This is a genomic window from Hazenella coriacea, assembly GCF_004341825.1.
GTDB lineage: Bacteria > Bacillota > Bacilli > Thermoactinomycetales > Thermoactinomycetaceae > Hazenella > Hazenella coriacea.
In genome coordinates this window covers 372265-388440 of the sequence record NZ_SMAG01000001.1, presented here as the reverse complement: position 1 = coordinate 388440, position 16176 = coordinate 372265, and the positions used below count along the sequence as shown (strand labels likewise).

At 39.4% G+C, this 16176-nt stretch carries 15 protein-coding genes; 12 read left to right on the top strand and 3 right to left on the bottom strand.

The features are described from left to right. Nucleotides 1–88 precede the first annotated feature (88 nt). The 5 genes from icd to pnpS all read left to right on the top strand — a co-directional run bounded on the left by icd (nt 89) and on the right by pnpS (nt 6166). Nucleotides 89–1384, top strand: a complete 1296-nt coding sequence (gene icd / locus EDD58_RS01835) for an NADP-dependent isocitrate dehydrogenase (RefSeq protein ID WP_131923133.1) — start codon at nt 89–91, stop codon at nt 1382–1384. Nucleotides 1385–1544: 160 nt separating this feature from the next. Further along, nucleotides 1545–2486 carry a malate dehydrogenase gene (gene mdh / locus EDD58_RS01830; protein ID WP_131923132.1) on the top strand — a complete coding sequence of 314 codons (942 nt, stop codon included), beginning with the start codon at nt 1545–1547 and terminating at the stop codon, nt 2484–2486. Nucleotides 2487–2627: 141 nt separating this feature from the next. Then, complete coding sequence (locus EDD58_RS01825) at nt 2628–3164, top strand: hotdog family protein (protein WP_131923131.1); 537 nt, start codon at nt 2628–2630, stop codon at nt 3162–3164. A 525-nt stretch (nt 3165–3689) separates the two neighbouring features. After that, nucleotides 3690–4400 carry a response regulator transcription factor gene (locus EDD58_RS01820; protein WP_131923422.1) on the top strand — a complete coding sequence of 237 codons (711 nt, stop codon included), beginning with the start codon at nt 3690–3692 and terminating at the stop codon, nt 4398–4400. Then, on the top strand, nt 4397–6166 hold the full coding sequence (pnpS, locus tag EDD58_RS01815; RefSeq protein WP_131923130.1) for a two-component system histidine kinase PnpS: 1770 nt from the start codon (nt 4397–4399) through the stop codon (nt 6164–6166). The genes EDD58_RS01820 and pnpS overlap by 4 nt, the downstream gene beginning before the upstream one ends. Nucleotides 6167–6248: 82 nt before the next feature. Here the strand turns inward: pnpS and EDD58_RS01810 are convergent, their stop codons facing one another. Further along, nucleotides 6249–7721 (bottom strand): flotillin family protein, encoded by a 1473-nt coding sequence (locus EDD58_RS01810; RefSeq protein WP_131923129.1) that lies wholly within the window; start codon nt 7719–7721, stop codon nt 6249–6251. Between the two features lie 15 nt (nt 7722–7736). After that, entirely contained in the window at nt 7737–8240 is a 504-nt protein-coding gene (locus EDD58_RS01805) for an NfeD family protein (RefSeq protein WP_131923128.1), read from the bottom strand. Nucleotides 8241–8536: 296 nt separating this feature from the next. On the opposite strand from EDD58_RS01805, the gene EDD58_RS01800 reads away from it, so the two are divergent. Then, nucleotides 8537–9151: a PH domain-containing protein gene (locus EDD58_RS01800; protein ID WP_131923127.1), complete on the top strand. Its 615-nt coding sequence runs from the start codon at nt 8537–8539 to the stop codon at nt 9149–9151. 209 nt (nt 9152–9360) lie between these two features. On the opposite strand, the gene EDD58_RS01795 is transcribed toward EDD58_RS01800, so the two are convergent. After that, nucleotides 9361–9912, bottom strand: a complete 552-nt coding sequence (locus tag EDD58_RS01795; protein WP_131923126.1) for an AAA family ATPase — start codon at nt 9910–9912, stop codon at nt 9361–9363. Nucleotides 9913–10384: 472 nt separating this feature from the next. Between EDD58_RS01795 and EDD58_RS01790 the strand changes: the two genes are divergently transcribed. The 6 genes from EDD58_RS01790 (at nt 10385) to phoU (ending at nt 16020) form a co-directional block, all read left to right on the top strand. Next, nucleotides 10385–11329 (top strand): GNAT family N-acetyltransferase, encoded by a 945-nt coding sequence (locus EDD58_RS01790; protein ID WP_131923125.1) that lies wholly within the window; start codon nt 10385–10387, stop codon nt 11327–11329. A gap of 334 nt (nt 11330–11663) precedes the next feature. Then, nucleotides 11664–12602, top strand: a complete 939-nt coding sequence (locus EDD58_RS01785) for a PstS family phosphate ABC transporter substrate-binding protein (RefSeq protein ID WP_131923124.1) — start codon at nt 11664–11666, stop codon at nt 12600–12602. Nucleotides 12603–12695: 93 nt separating this feature from the next. Next, nucleotides 12696–13631, top strand: a complete 936-nt coding sequence (gene pstC / locus EDD58_RS01780) for a phosphate ABC transporter permease subunit PstC (RefSeq protein ID WP_131923123.1) — start codon at nt 12696–12698, stop codon at nt 13629–13631. Further along, nucleotides 13631–14554, top strand: coding sequence for a phosphate ABC transporter permease PstA (gene pstA, locus EDD58_RS01775; protein ID WP_131923122.1), 924 nt, complete (start codon nt 13631–13633; stop codon nt 14552–14554). The genes pstC and pstA overlap by 1 nt, the downstream gene beginning before the upstream one ends. A 37-nt stretch (nt 14555–14591) precedes the next feature. Beyond that, nucleotides 14592–15350 (top strand): phosphate ABC transporter ATP-binding protein PstB, encoded by a 759-nt coding sequence (gene pstB / locus EDD58_RS01770; protein ID WP_131923121.1) that lies wholly within the window; start codon nt 14592–14594, stop codon nt 15348–15350. A 13-nt stretch (nt 15351–15363) separates the two neighbouring features. After that, entirely contained in the window at nt 15364–16020 is a 657-nt protein-coding gene (gene phoU, locus EDD58_RS01765) for a phosphate signaling complex protein PhoU (protein ID WP_131923120.1), read from the top strand. Nucleotides 16021–16176 lie beyond the last annotated feature (156 nt).

Genomic DNA, 16176 nt, shown 5'->3' with positions numbered 1-16176 from the left:
GCGTCTAAGACTCATCAAGAGCTTGTTGCATAAACGGAATGAAAGCTTATACAATGCAGCAACCTCCATCAAACAAAGGGGTGTTTCCATGGCACGTTTTGACAAACTTCAATCACCTACTGTTGGTGAAAAGATTACGGTTGAAAATGGGAAACTAAATGTTCCTAATCAACCCATCATCCCATTTATTGAAGGAGATGGAATTGGTCCAGATATTTGGGCTGCCGCACAACGTGTTCTCGATGCAGCTGTCGAAAAAGCGTATGCTGGAGAAAAGAAAATTGCTTGGTTTGAAATCTTTGCGGGTGAAAAAGCAAATGAAAAATATGGTGAATGGTTACCGAATGATACCTTAGAAGCGATTCGTGAATACCTCGTAGGTATTAAAGGTCCGCTAACAACTCCAGTTGGTGGTGGGATGCGTTCGCTTAACGTGGCGTTACGTCAAGAATTAGATCTTTATGTATGTTTGCGCCCTGTTCGTTACTTTGAAGGAGTTCCATCACCAGTGAAACGTCCACAAGATGTGGATATGGTTATTTTCCGTGAAAACTCTGAAGATATCTATGCTGGGATCGAATGGGAAGCAGAAACAGATGAAGCAAAAAAAGTGATCCGTTTCTTACAAGAAGAAATGGGCGTGAAGAAAATTCGTTTCCCAGAAAGCTCTGGAATTGGGATTAAGCCAGTTTCTAAAGATGGTACAGAGCGATTAGTTAAAGCGGCCATCGAGTATGCCATTGAGCATAAGCAGAAAAGTGTAACCTTAGTACATAAAGGAAACATCATGAAATTTACTGAAGGTGCTTTCAAGAACTGGGGTTATGCAGTTGCAGAACGTGACTATGCAGATTTAGTGTTTACATGGGCACAATATGATCGTATTAAAGCTGAACAAGGTAGTGCTGCTGCCAATGAAGCTCAAGCGAAAGCAGAAGCAGAAGGCAAAATTATTGTTAAAGATGTGATTGCTGATGCTTTCTTACAGCAGATCTTAACCCGTCCTGCTGAATATGATGTAATTGCAACCTTAAACCTCAATGGAGATTATGTCTCTGATGCTTTAGCTGCTCAAGTAGGTGGAATCGGTATTGCACCGGGAGCAAATATCAACTATAAAACAGGTCATGCTATTTTTGAAGCTACCCACGGTACTGCTCCTAAATATGCAGGATTAGATAAAGTAAATCCAGGTTCTGTAATTCTGTCTGGTGTATTGATGTTAGAACACCTAGGTTGGCAAGAAGCTGCGGATCTGATCTATGGTGCGATGAGTAAAACCATCACGCAAAAAACGGTCACCTATGACTTCGCTCGTCTCATGGAAGGGGCAACAGAAGTGAAGTGTTCCGAATTTGGGGACCATCTAATCAGCAACCTATAAGTGGATTTTCGATTGATGCATAAATAGTTCATAATAGCCATCCATGATTCTACGAATCGTGGTATAGGTAGGTCATGGATGGTATACATCTATCTATGTAAGTTAAATCCATTAAAGTGAGGTGAACTCCTGTTCCGAATTTACAGGAAACAGGATGACTATGTCTATTCGTCGTAAAAAAATCTCCGTTATTGGAGGCGGCTTCACAGGATCCACAACTGCCTTTCTATTAGCTCAAAAAGAATTAGGCGACGTTGTACTGGTTGACATTCCTCAAGCAGAAAATCCAACCAAAGGAAAAGCCCTTGATATGTTGGAAGCAAGCCCTGTTCAAGGTTTTGATGCACAAATCACAGGAACAGCCAACTATGAGGATACAGCTGATTCGGATGTAGTGATCATCACCGCTGGTATTGCTCGTAAACCAGGTATGAGTCGTGACGACCTAGTCAGCACCAATGCGAAAGTAATGCGTTCTGTAACTGAACAAATCGTTAAATACTCCCCTAACTGTATCATCCTTGTATTAACCAACCCAGTAGATGCTATGACCTATGAAGTGTATCGTACTTCTGGTTTCCCTAAACATCGTGTCATTGGACAATCTGGAGTCCTCGATACTGCTCGTTTCCGCACATTTGTCGCCCAAGAACTAAATGTATCTGTAGAAGATGTGACAGGGTTTGTACTTGGTGGACATGGCGATGATATGGTTCCACTCGTTCGCTACTCCTATGCAGGTGGAATTCCACTTGAAAAATTAATCCCAACTGATCGTTTAGAGGCTATTGTTGAACGTACCCGTAAAGGGGGCGGAGAAATCGTTGGTTTGCTTGGAAATGGTAGTGCCTACTATGCACCAGCAGCTTCACTCGTACAAATGGCTGAAGCAATCTTAAAAGACAAAAAACGGATCTTACCTGCTATTGCTTTACTAGAAGGTGAGTATGGTTACGAAAACTTATACTTAGGTGTTCCAACTATTCTAGGTGGAAATGGACTCGAAAAAATTGTTGAATTAGATTTAACCGATGAAGAAAAAGCAGCTTTAGATCAATCTGCTGATTCTGTACGCAAAGTTATGGCAGTATTAGGAGAATAAAATAGTATCAAGCCTTCCATGATTCGGTAGCGAAGATTTCATCCAACGTTACTGAACCATGGGTGGCAGGATTAGTGAATATTAAAAATGACTGAAGAATGACTTATTTCTTCAGTCATTTTTTTGCCAAGGGGTTTTTTATTGATTTATGTATTTGGCTCAAGTAAGATAAATGAAAGCGTATACATTATTGGGGTGATCAGCTTGCTATTTAACAGAAAATTCACAGAGAAGGATCAAGATAAATCGGTTCAAATTGGAGACTATATAGAAGTAAACAAAACAGTAACTTCCCGAGATATCTTTACCTATTTAGGGTTAACGGATGAACAGAACCCCTTATTTTTCGATGAAAATGTAGCGGCTCAAACTCCATATCAACAGTGTCTCATTCCACCTGGATTGCTGATTAATTGGCTAGGGACAATTGCTACTACCCAATTAGTGGGATCGGGGAGCATTATGAAAGGACTGACTATTCATTCTTCCGACTCCTGTATTCAAGAAAAGCCCGTCCAGTTATCCGCTCAAGTCCTTCGATTTCAAGAAGAGTTGTCTTCGATCATCTGTCATGTGGAAGTGAGCCAATCTTCTCAAATCAAACTATCAGGTGAAATGGAAATTGCAGTGGCTCCTCCTTTACGTTTACCTTTTGATGATGCCTATAATAATTTTTAATAAAACCCCGATCTCCTTGTTATCAAAGATGACAGGGGAGCGGGGTTCTTGTTGGTTTTATTTATTATTTTCTCTAGGGATATGGGTCATCAGTACTCCAAATCCCTATACATTAAATTACCGTGCAATATTAATGCGAGTAGTTTATATAGAAGATTCTTCATCTAGGAACATCTAGGAATTTATTACCTCTGATTCCCCTCAAAAAAGCATTCCAAACCATCCGCTTTTTTAACTATTTCTTAACTTGGTTATGCTATGATTTCATTTGTAAAGGAAAGATAAATAGTAACCTGACTTGAGTAAACAATATGAAGTGAATGAGGAATTACTTTGCTCAATTGATCCAATCCATCTAGGAGGGGAGAATGTTTCTCTGGCGAACGACTTTTGCGAATTCGCTACGAGAGTGAGCTAGAGACACATCGACCCGACGGGGTCTGGATCGATGTGTTACTCAAAGTACTAATTAAAAAGCACTTGGTTAATCTAAAAAATGTGTATGAACGAAAGCGAGGCAGGATGATGAGTAAAAAAATCTTAGTGGTGGATGATGAACCTTCGATTGTCAAACTCGTTCAGTTTAACTTAGAAAAAGAAGGCTTTACTGTTGAAATTGCCTATGATGGTCAAATGGCATTAGACATGTTGAAGGAACAAGCTCCTGACTTGTTAGTGCTTGACTGGATGTTGCCTAAAATGGATGGGTTGGAGGTTTGTCGGAAAGTAAGACAAGAAAAGAAACATGTACCGATTTTGATGCTAACAGCAAAAACTGATGAATTTGATAAAGTGTTAGGTCTAGAATTAGGTGCTGATGATTATATGACAAAGCCTTTTAGTCCTCGAGAATTAACTGCACGAGTCAAAGCGATCTTACGTCGTGTCGAAGCATTACAAGGTTCAGAAATAGGGGAAAATGAAAGCTTAATCAAGATCGGTGATTTGACCATAGACCCTGAAGGATATGTGGTCACAAGAGGAGATGCAGAGATCGACTTAACCCCTAAGGAATTTGAATTACTCGTTTATATGGCAAATTATCGTGGTAAGGTTTTATCCCGAGATCAACTTCTCAATGCAGTTTGGAATTATGATTATGTGGGTGACTCTCGAATTGTCGATGTGCATGTAAGCCATTTGCGGGATAAAATTGAAGGTGATTCTCGTAATCCTGTCTATATCAAAACCGTCCGTGGAATTGGATATAAATTTGAAGGTCCGAAGCAAAAATGAATTCGATCCGTGCTAAAATCACATGGTCTTTTATCATATTAATTGGCTGTTCTGTCTTAGGGACAGGCATTTTTGTTGCACTTCTTTTAAAATCTTCTCATCTCGATTCCTTGTCGGGTCGACTCATTAAAGAAGGGGAAATGTTAGCAAGAACGGTTGAATGGGAAAAACACCTGAAGTACCCCAGTTATTTTCAGCGTGAAGCAGAAGTTTATGGGCAAACTCTTGATGCTAGAGTTACCATATTCGACCGTAATGGGGAGACATTGGGTGATTCATTTCGTGATCATCACATTTTAAATGGAAAGGAATATCCCGAGGTAAAAAGGGCTTTAACAGGTGAGCAAGAAAACCTCACAGAAATTAGGGAGGATTTTGTTCATGCTGCCTTTCCAGTCATCCGAAAAGGAGAGATTGAAGGAGTCATTCGTCTCTCATTACAAGTACAGAATGTTAATCAGTCGTTAAGTCAAGTGTGGTTATCTCTCATAGGTGGATTGATTATTGCATTTTCGTTGGCTGCATTTGCTTCATCACGGATTGCATTGAGTGTAACTCGTCCATTAGAAGAGATCATTCAAGTAGCGGTCGACATTGCTCAGAAAAACATTCATCGGAGAGTTCAACAATCTGGTAAAGATGAAGTGGCACGCTTGGGGCAAGCAATTAATCGGATGGCTCATAGCTTACAAAAGCAGATGGAAGCGATTCGAAAAAGTGAACGGCGTTTAAATAGTGTGATTGAAACGATGGAAAGTGGATTAATTATGGTTGATTCCACAGGTAAAGTGAGTGTTGCTAATCGTGCTTTTGAGCGGATGTTTTCTCTTGGTGAAGGGGATATTATTGGAGGTTCCTATCAACGACTTACTTACCCCTATGACTTAAGTTCTTTGATCCAAGAATGTGCTGAATCTCATACACGCCTTCAACGGGAAATTCATTTGTTCTATCCTGTTGAGAAGGTTCTTGAAGTGAATCTAACTCCAATGTGGGTTGAAAAAAATGGTGTAGGTGTTGTCGCTGTCTTTCATGATTTAACAGCGATTCGTCGATTAGAGCAGTTACGTAAAGATTTTGTAGCCAATGTTTCACATGAATTGAAGACACCCATTACTTCGATTCGTGGTTTTTCAGAAACGCTTTTAGATGGAGCACTTAATGATCCAGATACGTGCCGTGAGTTTTTAAAAATCATTCATGAAGAAAGCTTACGATTGCAAAGGCTGATCGGAGATATTCTTGATTTGTCAGGGATTGAATCTAAACAATTACAGGTAAAAAAAGAACTCATTTCGATTAATTCATTAGTCTCATTTGTGGTTAAAACCCTTGAAGATCAAATCAAGTCTAAACAATTAACTTTACAAGTAGATATACCTGAATCATTTACGATTGAGGCAGATCCCGATCGGTTTAGGCAAATCTTCTTAAATTTACTTACGAATGCCATGACCTACACACCTGCAGGAGGATCCATCTGTTTATCGATCAAAAATGAAAAAGATTTTTGGACCTTACAAGTTTCTGATACAGGAATCGGCATTCCTGAAGCTGACTTGCCGCGAATTTTTGAACGCTTTTATCGAGTAGATAAAGCGAGATCACGTAACTCAGGGGGAACAGGGCTAGGGCTAGCAATAGTCAAACACCTCGTTGAGGGACATCAAGGGACCATTGATGTTGAAAGTCGAATCGGAAAAGGAACCACGTTTACCTTGCGCTTTCCACACGAACCTACTTTTATAGATGAGACCAATAAGTAGTGTGTTGAAGAGTCGATATTTGGGTCAAAAGAAACTAAAAGGAAAACCACCTCATTGATCGAAAATGAGGTGGTTACTATTCTTAAATGTCTTTTTTCTCTTGAGTTGGGCTGGTGATTCCTTGGATGATCTCATTAAGATCAACCCCTGAAACTTGTTTCACCATTTCGGGAGCTTGTGCCATCAATTTGGTGACATAGTTACTTACACGAGCAGCTCCGTCTCCTTCTCCGCCACCAGCATCTACCACAGTAATTTTATCAATGTTACCTAGTGGTTGAGCGATTTCTTTGGCGAGTTCTGGGAGCATGCGGGCAATGAGATCGAGTACGGCTGCTTGACCATAGCGTTCAAAAGCTTCTGCTAGTTTCTCTCGCGCTTCTGCTTCTGCTAAACCTTTGGCACGGATGACATCTGCTTCTGCAAATCCTTCGAGCTTCTCTACCTCTGCTTTAGCTGCTCCACGAGCTTTTTGAGCTTCGGCGTCTGCGAATCCTTTTGCTTTGATGGTGGTAGCTTCAGCTTGGGCGCGAGCTTCTTGTTCGAAACGTAAGGCGGATGCCGATTGCTCTTTAGCATAACGATCTGCATCTGCTTTTTTGCGGACTTCTGCATCGTATTGTTTCTCGCGGCGAATGATCTCTTTTTCCTCTAATTCAATATGTTTTTGTTTTCGGACTAGTTCAATCTTCATTTCTTCTTCTACTACTTCTTGGCGTTTTCGGTTCTCTTGGAGCTGATAGGATTGATCCGCTTCCGCCTTACGCATATCTTGTTCAATTTTGAAATCGGCGACGCGAATTTGCATATCTTTCTCCGCTTCCGCGATATTTGTTTGTGCGACTAAGTTCGCTTTAGTTCCTTCTTCGGTTGCTTTGGCGGTCTGGATTTGGGTATCACGCTTCGCATTTGCTTCTGCGATGTCAGCGTCTTTTCGAACAACTGCGATTCGGGGTCTTCCGAGTGCTTCAAGATAACCGTTTTTATCTCGTACATCTTTAATTGTAAAGGACACGATCTGTAATCCCATTTTCTTTAGGTCTATAGCGGCTACTGCTTGAACTGCTTGAGCAAATTTATCTCGGTTCTTATAAACTTCTTCCACGGTTAATGTACCTAAAATAGCGCGAAGATGTCCTTCTAGTACCTCTCGGGCTTCATCGTTCAATACTTCGTTGCTTTTGCCCATAAATTGCTCCGCAGCAGTCCCGATTTCCTCTAGTGAACTACCTATTTTAATAATGGCAACCCCATCGACAATGATCGGTACACCTTGTTCAGTGTAAACTTCTGGTGTAGTGACTGTTAATTTATGAGAGAGTAAGCTTAACTTTTCTGCTCTTTGGAAGATCGGTACGATGAATGTACCACCTCCACGGATGATTTTGATCCGTTTTCCAGCATCATCAGTTAGTACATTTTTGGATCCAAGCATGCTTCCAGTTACAATCATGGCACTTTCTGCACCAACAGTTTTATAACGTGCCCAGAAAGAAACAGCTAAGACAACTAATACCCCTAAGACAAGGAGAGAGATTTGTAAATAGGTTAGCATATAATCACCTTTCTTCTAAGAAGAGATGGAACTAACATAAAAAATTTGGTCTTGAACCTTTTGTACTTTGACTTGAGTCCCCTGAGGGATTGAGCTTCCATCTTCACTTGCTGCGATTTGTGCTGTTCGCCCCCCACTTGTAACTAGGAGGATCTCTCCATATCCATCAGATGGAATAGGAGTAATAACTTCAGCAGTTTTCCCGATGAGATCTTGATACTGGAAGCCAGTGGAGTTCTCTGCTGTTTCAGTCGTTCGTACAAAAAGTACGTATAGCAATATAAAAGAAAGAATGGCGACCCCTGAAGCGATTAGCAAAGTGTTGATGGGTGTGAGTTGATAGATTTGACTGGCAATAATTCCAGAGGCCCCAAATAAGGTGAGAGCTCCCATGATAGTAACTGGTTGAAGCATAGGGAGATCGAAGGAAAAGAGTCCGTGAAATATCTCCCCTACAAGTACAAGTAACAAAACATAACCAATTCCTATGAGAAAACAAATCCAAAACAAGGTAAGCATAATACCCTCACACCTTAGAAGTTAATAAAAAGAGTTACCAATAAGTGATTCCCCGTTTATTTGTGGGAATAGAGTTTACTCCACTATTCTTACAATAATATTCATAACTGAGAAACTTTTTACTATGGAAATTATACCATTATTTTGATGCATAAGTGCTAACTTGTTTTTGTCTATTCTCGCAAAAATAGGGCAAATCCACGAAACGAGTGCAAAAAGATTAGCCTTGAATTATGTAAAACAGAAAGGTAGCCTTAAGAAAGAAACAAAAATTATATAAAGGGGGATGAATATGTATGTTCGGAAAAGTTGCTGCTGACGTATTAGGATTAAGTGATATAGGATCAGTGATTAAACCAGTCGATTACGATAAGGTTGATGTAGACGATTATGTGTTACATGAAGATGGTGAGAAAATCTATTTCCTGATCAAGTCCAAATCTGATGAATATTGCTTTACCAATCAAGCATTTATTCATTTAGATGGTCAAAGTGCGACTAGCAAAAAACGTACCTTATACCGTTATGATTACTTTGCTCATCAGATTTCTAATGTGTCTTTAGAAACAGCTGGTAATATTGATCTGGATGTTGAAATCAAGTTTACATTAGGTTCTACTCATTTCTCCATTGATGTACACAAGAAACATCTTGAAGAACTTAAAGATTTATATAAAGCGTTATTAAAGATTGGACAAATCGCTCGAGATAATTCAACTGTTCTCGAATTTGCTAAACAAAGTTTACAAATGGCATCTTCCACATTAAGTCGTAATCATAGTGCTGAAGTCAATTTAGTGACTGAATTTAAAGGGATTAATGAAGTTGCTTTCAACTGGCTTCTCGAAAATCAAAAGAAATATAACATTAGGGACTTTGGTCATGTTTTTGAGCTTTATATAAATAATTAGAACCTGTTGCTAATATTCAAAAGGATCGTCCATGAACAAGGTTAGACACTACTTAAACAAGGCAATCAATCTTTATACAACATGCTTTTTAAAACTTATTTAAATAGTGACTAGCCTTGGACTATCAGAACGAATATGGGGATACTCGTGAATGGATTAAAGCGTCCTATTATTGGTAACAGCGAGGAGTTGTTTGCTCATTGATATTATTAAATCCTAGCTTCTGTAAAAGCTCTTCTTAATATTTCATCAACTGTCTCTTCGGGTGTTAAGTTAGATGAATCAATCCACATGCCGATCTTGGGAGTTTCAAACTGTAAGACATTTTCAAGAGAAGTAAGATCCACAGCACCATACCCTTTTTTCGAACGTGATGCTTCTCGATCAGCCACAACATCAGGACGGGGTGTTAAGACAATGACGAATAGAGGACGATGTTGAATATATTCAACCATGTCTTGGAGCATGGAGCCTATAATGACATCTTGCAAAACTACATTGAATCCTGCTTGATAATACTCATCTGATACTTTAGCCGCCAGTTTATAACGAAGTCTTAATTGCTCCAACGCTTCCATTGAAGGAGTTCCAGACATCTCAACTCGACCATTTACGATCATTTTTCTAAACAAATCTCCACGAACATGGACACTTTTTTCCATCCGTTCTGATAAGAGCTGAGCAATGGTAGACTTACCGGCCGCCATGATCCCCGTGATTAAAAAGATACCCTTCTCTTTTTTTAGGTTATTATTTGTCATAATGATCCCCTACTTTTTTATTGGACGTACAGTCACTTTTAACTCTCTATGTATATTCTATTTACTAAAATAATTTAGTTCTCTTCAGGTAGGTAGTAACCCTTTATTATTGTAAGTTTCAATTTACTTGACAATTTATTTGTGTTGATTTAATCTAGAATTCAAATAAATGAGCGGAAATTAACTTGGAAAACAGAGAAAGGAGAGTATTCAAATGAAGAAAAGATCTTTAAAGTCTTTAGCAAAGGGAATCGGATACTCAACTGCTGTTTTCTTTAATTTTTCTAATCACGGGAGAAGTGTGTCTAAAATTGGAAATGAGCGACCTTAATTCTTCTGATTAGAATGATCCAACAAGGATTCAGTGGAAAAAACACTACAGGTCGCTTTCCTGTGGTTACATATTTTAAATGATGTACACTACAGGATTTCTGTGGTGTTTTTTATTTTGTTAAAAAGGGAGAGGAAGAAGATGCAATTAACAGGTGAGAACATTTATGTAAGACCCGTTAAAGAAGAGGATGTCGATGCACTTTTAAAACTTGAATTGAAAAATAAGGACCTTTTTCAACTGTTCACCGAATTAAGAGACGAATCATTTTATACGGATCAAGGACAATTAGACCGAATAAACAATGCTGTCAAATCCATGAAAAAAGACCAGTCATATCTATTTCTAATTTACTTAAAGGGATCGAATGAAGTGATTGGAGAAGTTATGCTTTTTGAAGTTGCGAGACAAAACTTACAAAGCTGTTGGATCGGCTATTCTATAGATAAAGATCATAACGGCAAAGGATACATGACCGAAGCAGTAAAACTGGTAGTGAATTATGCTTTTAAAGAATTGGATCTCCATCGGATCGAGGCTGGTGTGATGCCACATAATACAGGTTCGATTAAGGTCCTCTTAAAAGCCGGTTTTCATAAAGAAGGCCTTGCCAAAAAGAGCGTAAAAATTAATGGACATTGGGAAGATCATGTAATGTTAGCGATTGTAAATGAAGAAACACAGGATGAAGTCAATAAAAAAGTGAAGCGTCATAATCCTAGGAGTATCGCTCCTCCAATGGGTCCCTATACTCATCTTACTACTGTTCCTAAAGGGGCGGATTTATTGGTTTTCTCTGGGCAAGTTGGGATGGACGTACATGGAAATTTGCCATCTGAAATGAATGAGCAAATTAGAAACACGTTACAAAATATAAAATGCGTTTTAGAGGAAGAGTCTGTATCCGCGGATCATATTATTAAAATCAATATCTGGGCAACAGAAGAAGTGGATTGGGATTATTTTGATAACGTTTGGGAGGAATTTCATGGAGGAACCCCACCTGCAATGACCATGTCATATGTCCCTGCGTTGGCGGTCTCTACTTTAAAAATAGAGATTGAAGCATGGGCTGCCAAATGGTAATTTAATAACTTTGATTTAAAAAGGTTGCTGATGAGGGCGATGTTACTCCCTCATCGGCAACCTTTTAATTTGACCCACTATTGGTTATTTCATTTAGGAGGCGAGATGTTTCTTGGGTAAATGACTTTTTCACATAGTCGAGAGTGAGCCAGAGAAACTCTTGTTGACTGGCTTTGAATCAAGAAGAAAATCAAGATTATTCCTCGAGATTTACATAACCTTTACAATGCATTCAATCAGCTCTAAAAGTAAAAGCTTATAGTATGAAGTGTCGAAAGGATTTATACGTAAAATTTATTCACTTAAACTTCTACCTTAGGGGGAAATGTTGATTATGTTGAAGAAAGGTCTCGTCCTAGGAAGTATCTTCACACTTGCTTTTGGGGCACTTGTGGGTTGTTCTACAGGACAAAAAGCGGACGGAAACAAAGATGAAGCCAAACTGACTGGTGAAGTGAAAATCGATGGATCAAGCACCGTTTTTCCAGTGACTCAAGCCGTTGCAGAAGAGTTCATGAAAGCAAATCCTGGTGTAAAAGTAACCTTGGCTGAATCAGGTACGGGTGGCGGATTTAAAAAATGGGCTGCTGGAGATATTGATATCAACGACGCTTCCCGGCCAATTAAGGATGAAGAGAAAGCATTAGCAGCTGAAAAGAAAATTGAACCCGTTGAGATTTCAGTCGCTTACGATGGAATCGCATTGGTTGTAAATAAAGATAATAACTTCGTTGATTCACTTACCGTTGACGAATTGAAAAAAATCTGGGAACCCAACAGCAAAGTAAAAACTTGGAAAGATGTACGCCCTAATTTCCCAGCTGAGCCGATCAAGTTGTACGGTCCAGGAACAGCTTCTGGTACTTTTGATTACTTCACGGATGAAATCGTGGGAGAAGAAGGAAAATCACGTACCGATTATACACAAAGTGAAGATGACAACGTTCTTGTTAAAGGCGTACAAAACGATAAAAGTAGCTTAGGTTATTTCGGATTCGCTTACTACCTTGAGAACCAAGATAAATTGAAAATCGTAAAGGTAGATGCCGGTAAAGGTGCGATTGAACCTACTGAGGAAACGATCAATAATGGAACCTATGCACCACTTTCTCGCCCAATCTTTATCTATCCGAGCAAACAAAGCTTAGAAAAACCAGAAGTAAAAGCATTTGTGAAATTCTACCTTGAGAATGCTAAAGACTTGGTTAAAGAAATCGGTTATGTGCCATTGCCAGATGCTGACTATCAAAAATCTCTGGAACTAGTGAAATAAAACAATCAATGATTGGAAAAAGGCTGGCCCTCTTCCTCACGGGAAGGGAGTGCCACCTTTTTCCCGTGTTTATTGAAAGGAGGAGCTTTAGCCATGGCACAGCCTACAAATTCGATCGAGTCTCATCGATTTCGCAAAAAAAACAGTTGGAGAACAACAGTTGAAAAGTTAATCCCTAAAATCCTTCTCATCTGTGCATTAATCTCTGTGCTTACGACCGTAGGAATTATTTTTACATTAATATTTGAAACGGTCTCCTTTTTTCAGGAGGTTTCATTTATAGATTTTATTACTGGAACCAAATGGACAGCTTTATTTAGTGAAGATCAACGTGCATTTGGGATTTTACCACTGATTGCGGGTACATTGCTCGTTACAGTGGGAGCTGCGATTGTGGCGATCCCAATTGGACTAGCAAGTGCGATCTACCTGAGCGAGTACGCACCCAATCGAGTACGTAAAGTGATCAAGCCGATTCTTGAAGTATTAGCAGGAATCCCTACGATTGTGTACGGATATTTTGCGATTACTTTCGTCACACCATTGTTACAGAAAATCATTCCTAACCTTAGTTTTTTCAATGCTTTAAGTGCAAGTATTGTGGTGGGAATTATGATTATTCCGATGATCGCTTCTCTAAGTGAAGATGCGATGAGCTCAGTACCTAAAAGTATGCGGGAAGCTGCTTATGGGCTAGGTTCAACCAAGCTAGAAGTAGCTTTGAAAGTCGTTGTTCCTGCTGCGTTGTCTGGAATTATTGCCTCTTTTGTTCTCGGTTTATCACGAGCGATTGGGGAAACGATGATCGTTACGATTGCTGCTGGTTCGACCCCAAACTTAACGGTAAACCCAACAGAGTCCATCCAGACAATGACTGCATTTATGGTTCAAGCAGCTACAGGGGATATCTCTTATCAAAGTTTAGTTTATAAATCCATCTATGCGGTGGGGATGAGCTTGTTTATGTTCACCTTTGTGATGAACTTATTGGCGCAATACATTTCCCGTCGGTTTAAGGAGGAGTATTGATGGCGGCAGAAGATCTATTGGCACAAAAAAAAGGTGCCATTCAACCTACATCTGGGTCCAAACAAAGTTTCTCCTCCACACCTCGGGTGACTTATCGTAGATGGAAAAATAAATTGGCCCATGCATTATTTTTTATGGCTACTACGATTGGAATCATTGTTCTTGCCTTATTACTCATCGATATTGTTCAACAGGGTTGGACTTGGATTACACCAGAATTTTTTGAGAACTTTGCTTCGCGTTTTCCAGCTCGATCAGGGATCAAAGCAGCCTTATGGGGTTCCATTTGGGTGATTGGTCTGGTTGCACCACTTACTTTTATTGTGGGAGTAGCGGCTGCGATCTATCTAGAAGAATATGCGAAGAAAAATTGGTTAAGTCGTTTAATTCAGTTGAATATTAGCAACTTGGCAGGGGTTCCATCCATTGTTTTTGGAATGCTAGGATTAACTCTTTTTGTACGGGGACTTTTATTAGGTAAAAGTGTGTTAGCTGGTGCGTTAACGATGACTTTATTAGTTCTTCCAATTGTGATTGTATCTTCTCGTGAGGCTGTCGCTAGCGTCCCTCAATCTCTTCGTCAAGCTTCTTATGCGATGGGGGCTACTCGTTGGCAAACGATTCGTCAAGTTGTTCTTCCTTACTCTTTACCTGGTATTTTAACTGGAACGATCTTAGCACTTTCCCGTGCGATTGGCGAAACAGCCCCTTTAATTATGGTGGGTGCAGCTACGTATTTAGCTTTCACTCCAGGCTCTGTGTTGGATGAATTTTCAGTTCTCCCGATTCAGATTTACAACTGGATCGGACAACCTAAAGTAGAATTCCAAGAACTTGCTGCGGCCGGAATTATGGTATTGTTAGCGGTATTGCTTTCAATGAATGCGATCGCGATCTATTTACGAAATAAGTTTCAACGTTAAACAATGATTCAGTTCTCTTTGAGAAAGGGAGATTAAGTTGAATTCACATGCCATTTCCGTTTCTAAGTTAAATTTATATTATGGTGAGAAACAAGCACTTAAAGAGATTGAGATGAATATTGAAGAAAAATCAGTGACTGCATTGATCGGTCCTTCTGGTTGTGGAAAATCAACTTTTTTACGGACGATCAATCGGATGAATGACTTGATTCCAATTGTACGGATTGATGGAACCATTTGTATTCATGATCAAGATATTTACGATCCCAATGTGGATGTGGAGATGCTTCGTAAACAGGTAGGAATGGTGTTCCAAGCACCTAATCCATTTCCAAAGAGTATCTATGACAACATTGCGTATGGTCCTCGAATCCATGGAATAAGGAGTAAAAGTCAGCTAGATGAGATTGTAGAAAAAAGCTTGCGTGGTGCAGCGCTTTGGGATGAAGTCAAAGATCGTCTCAAAGATAAAGCCACTGGATTATCGGGTGGTCAGCAACAACGTTTATGTATCGCCCGTGCCCTTGCAGTTGAACCGGAAATCCTATTAATGGACGAACCTACTTCTGCTTTGGACCCGATCTCTACATTGAAAGTAGAAGAGTTAGTTCAGGAGTTAAAGCAGAATTACACCATTGTGATTGTTACCCACAACATGCAACAAGCGGCTCGCATTTCGGATAAGACAGCTTTCTTCTTGAATGGGGATATGGTGGAGTTTAACGATACCGAAAAGCTGTTTTCTAATCCATCCAATAAACAAACGGAAGATTATATTACCGGTCGCTTCGGTTAAGGGGGAGTTACTCGTGGTGCGTCAATTTGATCAGTCTTTAAAAGATGTCAAGCAGTTGCTTTTACAAATGGGGGAGCAACTGGAGATTGCGATCGACAAAGCAGTCAAATCGATTATTCAACAAAATGCAATTCTAGCACAGGTCGTTATTGAGGATGACCAAAAAATCAATGACTTAGAAGAAAGAATCGATGATGTGGTAACCAAGTTAATTGCAACACAACAACCAGTCGCTAAAGATTTACGTAAATTGATTGCAGCGATGAAGATTGCTTCTGATATGGAAAGGATGGCAGACCTAGCTTTAAATATTGCCAAAGTAACCATTCAAATGAAGCAAAGTAACCAGAATTTATTTAAAGAGTTAGAACAAATCCCTGAAATGGCGAAAATCACTCAAAAAATGGTGAATGATGGGATCAACAGTTATATCGATGGCAACATTGAACTGGCTAAAAACTTAGCTAAAACAGATGATCAAGTGGATCAGCTATATAATGAAATCATTAAAGACATGAAGGATTATCTGCCACGTAGCAATCAATATGCAGAAGTCGCTTTACAGCTCTGCTTTGTGGCTAGATATTTAGAACGTATCGCCGATCATAGTACCAATATCGCTGAAAGTATTGTTTATATTGAAACGGGTCGCCGAGCGGATTTGAACTAATTTTGCTTGAAAAAATGATAAAGGTAGAAGCACATTTTCCCTCTAAGTGAATATATATTTGAAAAGAGTTGTTCTTGAAATCAGTTTGATGATAAAACCAAGAACAGCTCTTTTTTTACCTTGAAGAACTTCTATGGATCTTCACTTTTCTATTCA

Excerpts from the sequence above, each read along its gene's own strand:
- icd (WP_131923133.1), top strand. The coding sequence starts at position 89 with ATGGCACGTTTTGACAAACTTCAATCACCTACTGTTGGTGAAAAGATT.
- mdh (WP_131923132.1), top strand. The coding sequence starts at position 1,545 with ATGTCTATTCGTCGTAAAAAAATCTCCGTTATTGGAGGCGGCTTCACA.
- EDD58_RS01820 (WP_131923422.1), top strand. The coding sequence starts at position 3,690 with ATGAGTAAAAAAATCTTAGTGGTGGATGATGAACCTTCGATTGTCAAA.
- pnpS (WP_131923130.1), top strand. The coding sequence starts at position 4,397 with ATGAATTCGATCCGTGCTAAAATCACATGGTCTTTTATCATATTAATT.
- EDD58_RS01810 (WP_131923129.1), bottom strand. The coding sequence starts at position 7,721 with ATGCTAACCTATTTACAAATCTCTCTCCTTGTCTTAGGGGTATTAGTT.
- EDD58_RS01805 (WP_131923128.1), bottom strand. The coding sequence starts at position 8,240 with ATGCTTACCTTGTTTTGGATTTGTTTTCTCATAGGAATTGGTTATGTT.
- EDD58_RS01800 (WP_131923127.1), top strand. The coding sequence starts at position 8,537 with ATGTTCGGAAAAGTTGCTGCTGACGTATTAGGATTAAGTGATATAGGA.
- EDD58_RS01795 (WP_131923126.1), bottom strand. The coding sequence starts at position 9,912 with ATGACAAATAATAACCTAAAAAAAGAGAAGGGTATCTTTTTAATCACG.
- EDD58_RS01790 (WP_131923125.1), top strand. The coding sequence starts at position 10,385 with ATGCAATTAACAGGTGAGAACATTTATGTAAGACCCGTTAAAGAAGAG.
- EDD58_RS01785 (WP_131923124.1), top strand. The coding sequence starts at position 11,664 with ATGTTGAAGAAAGGTCTCGTCCTAGGAAGTATCTTCACACTTGCTTTT.
- pstC (WP_131923123.1), top strand. The coding sequence starts at position 12,696 with ATGGCACAGCCTACAAATTCGATCGAGTCTCATCGATTTCGCAAAAAA.
- pstA (WP_131923122.1), top strand. The coding sequence starts at position 13,631 with ATGGCGGCAGAAGATCTATTGGCACAAAAAAAAGGTGCCATTCAACCT.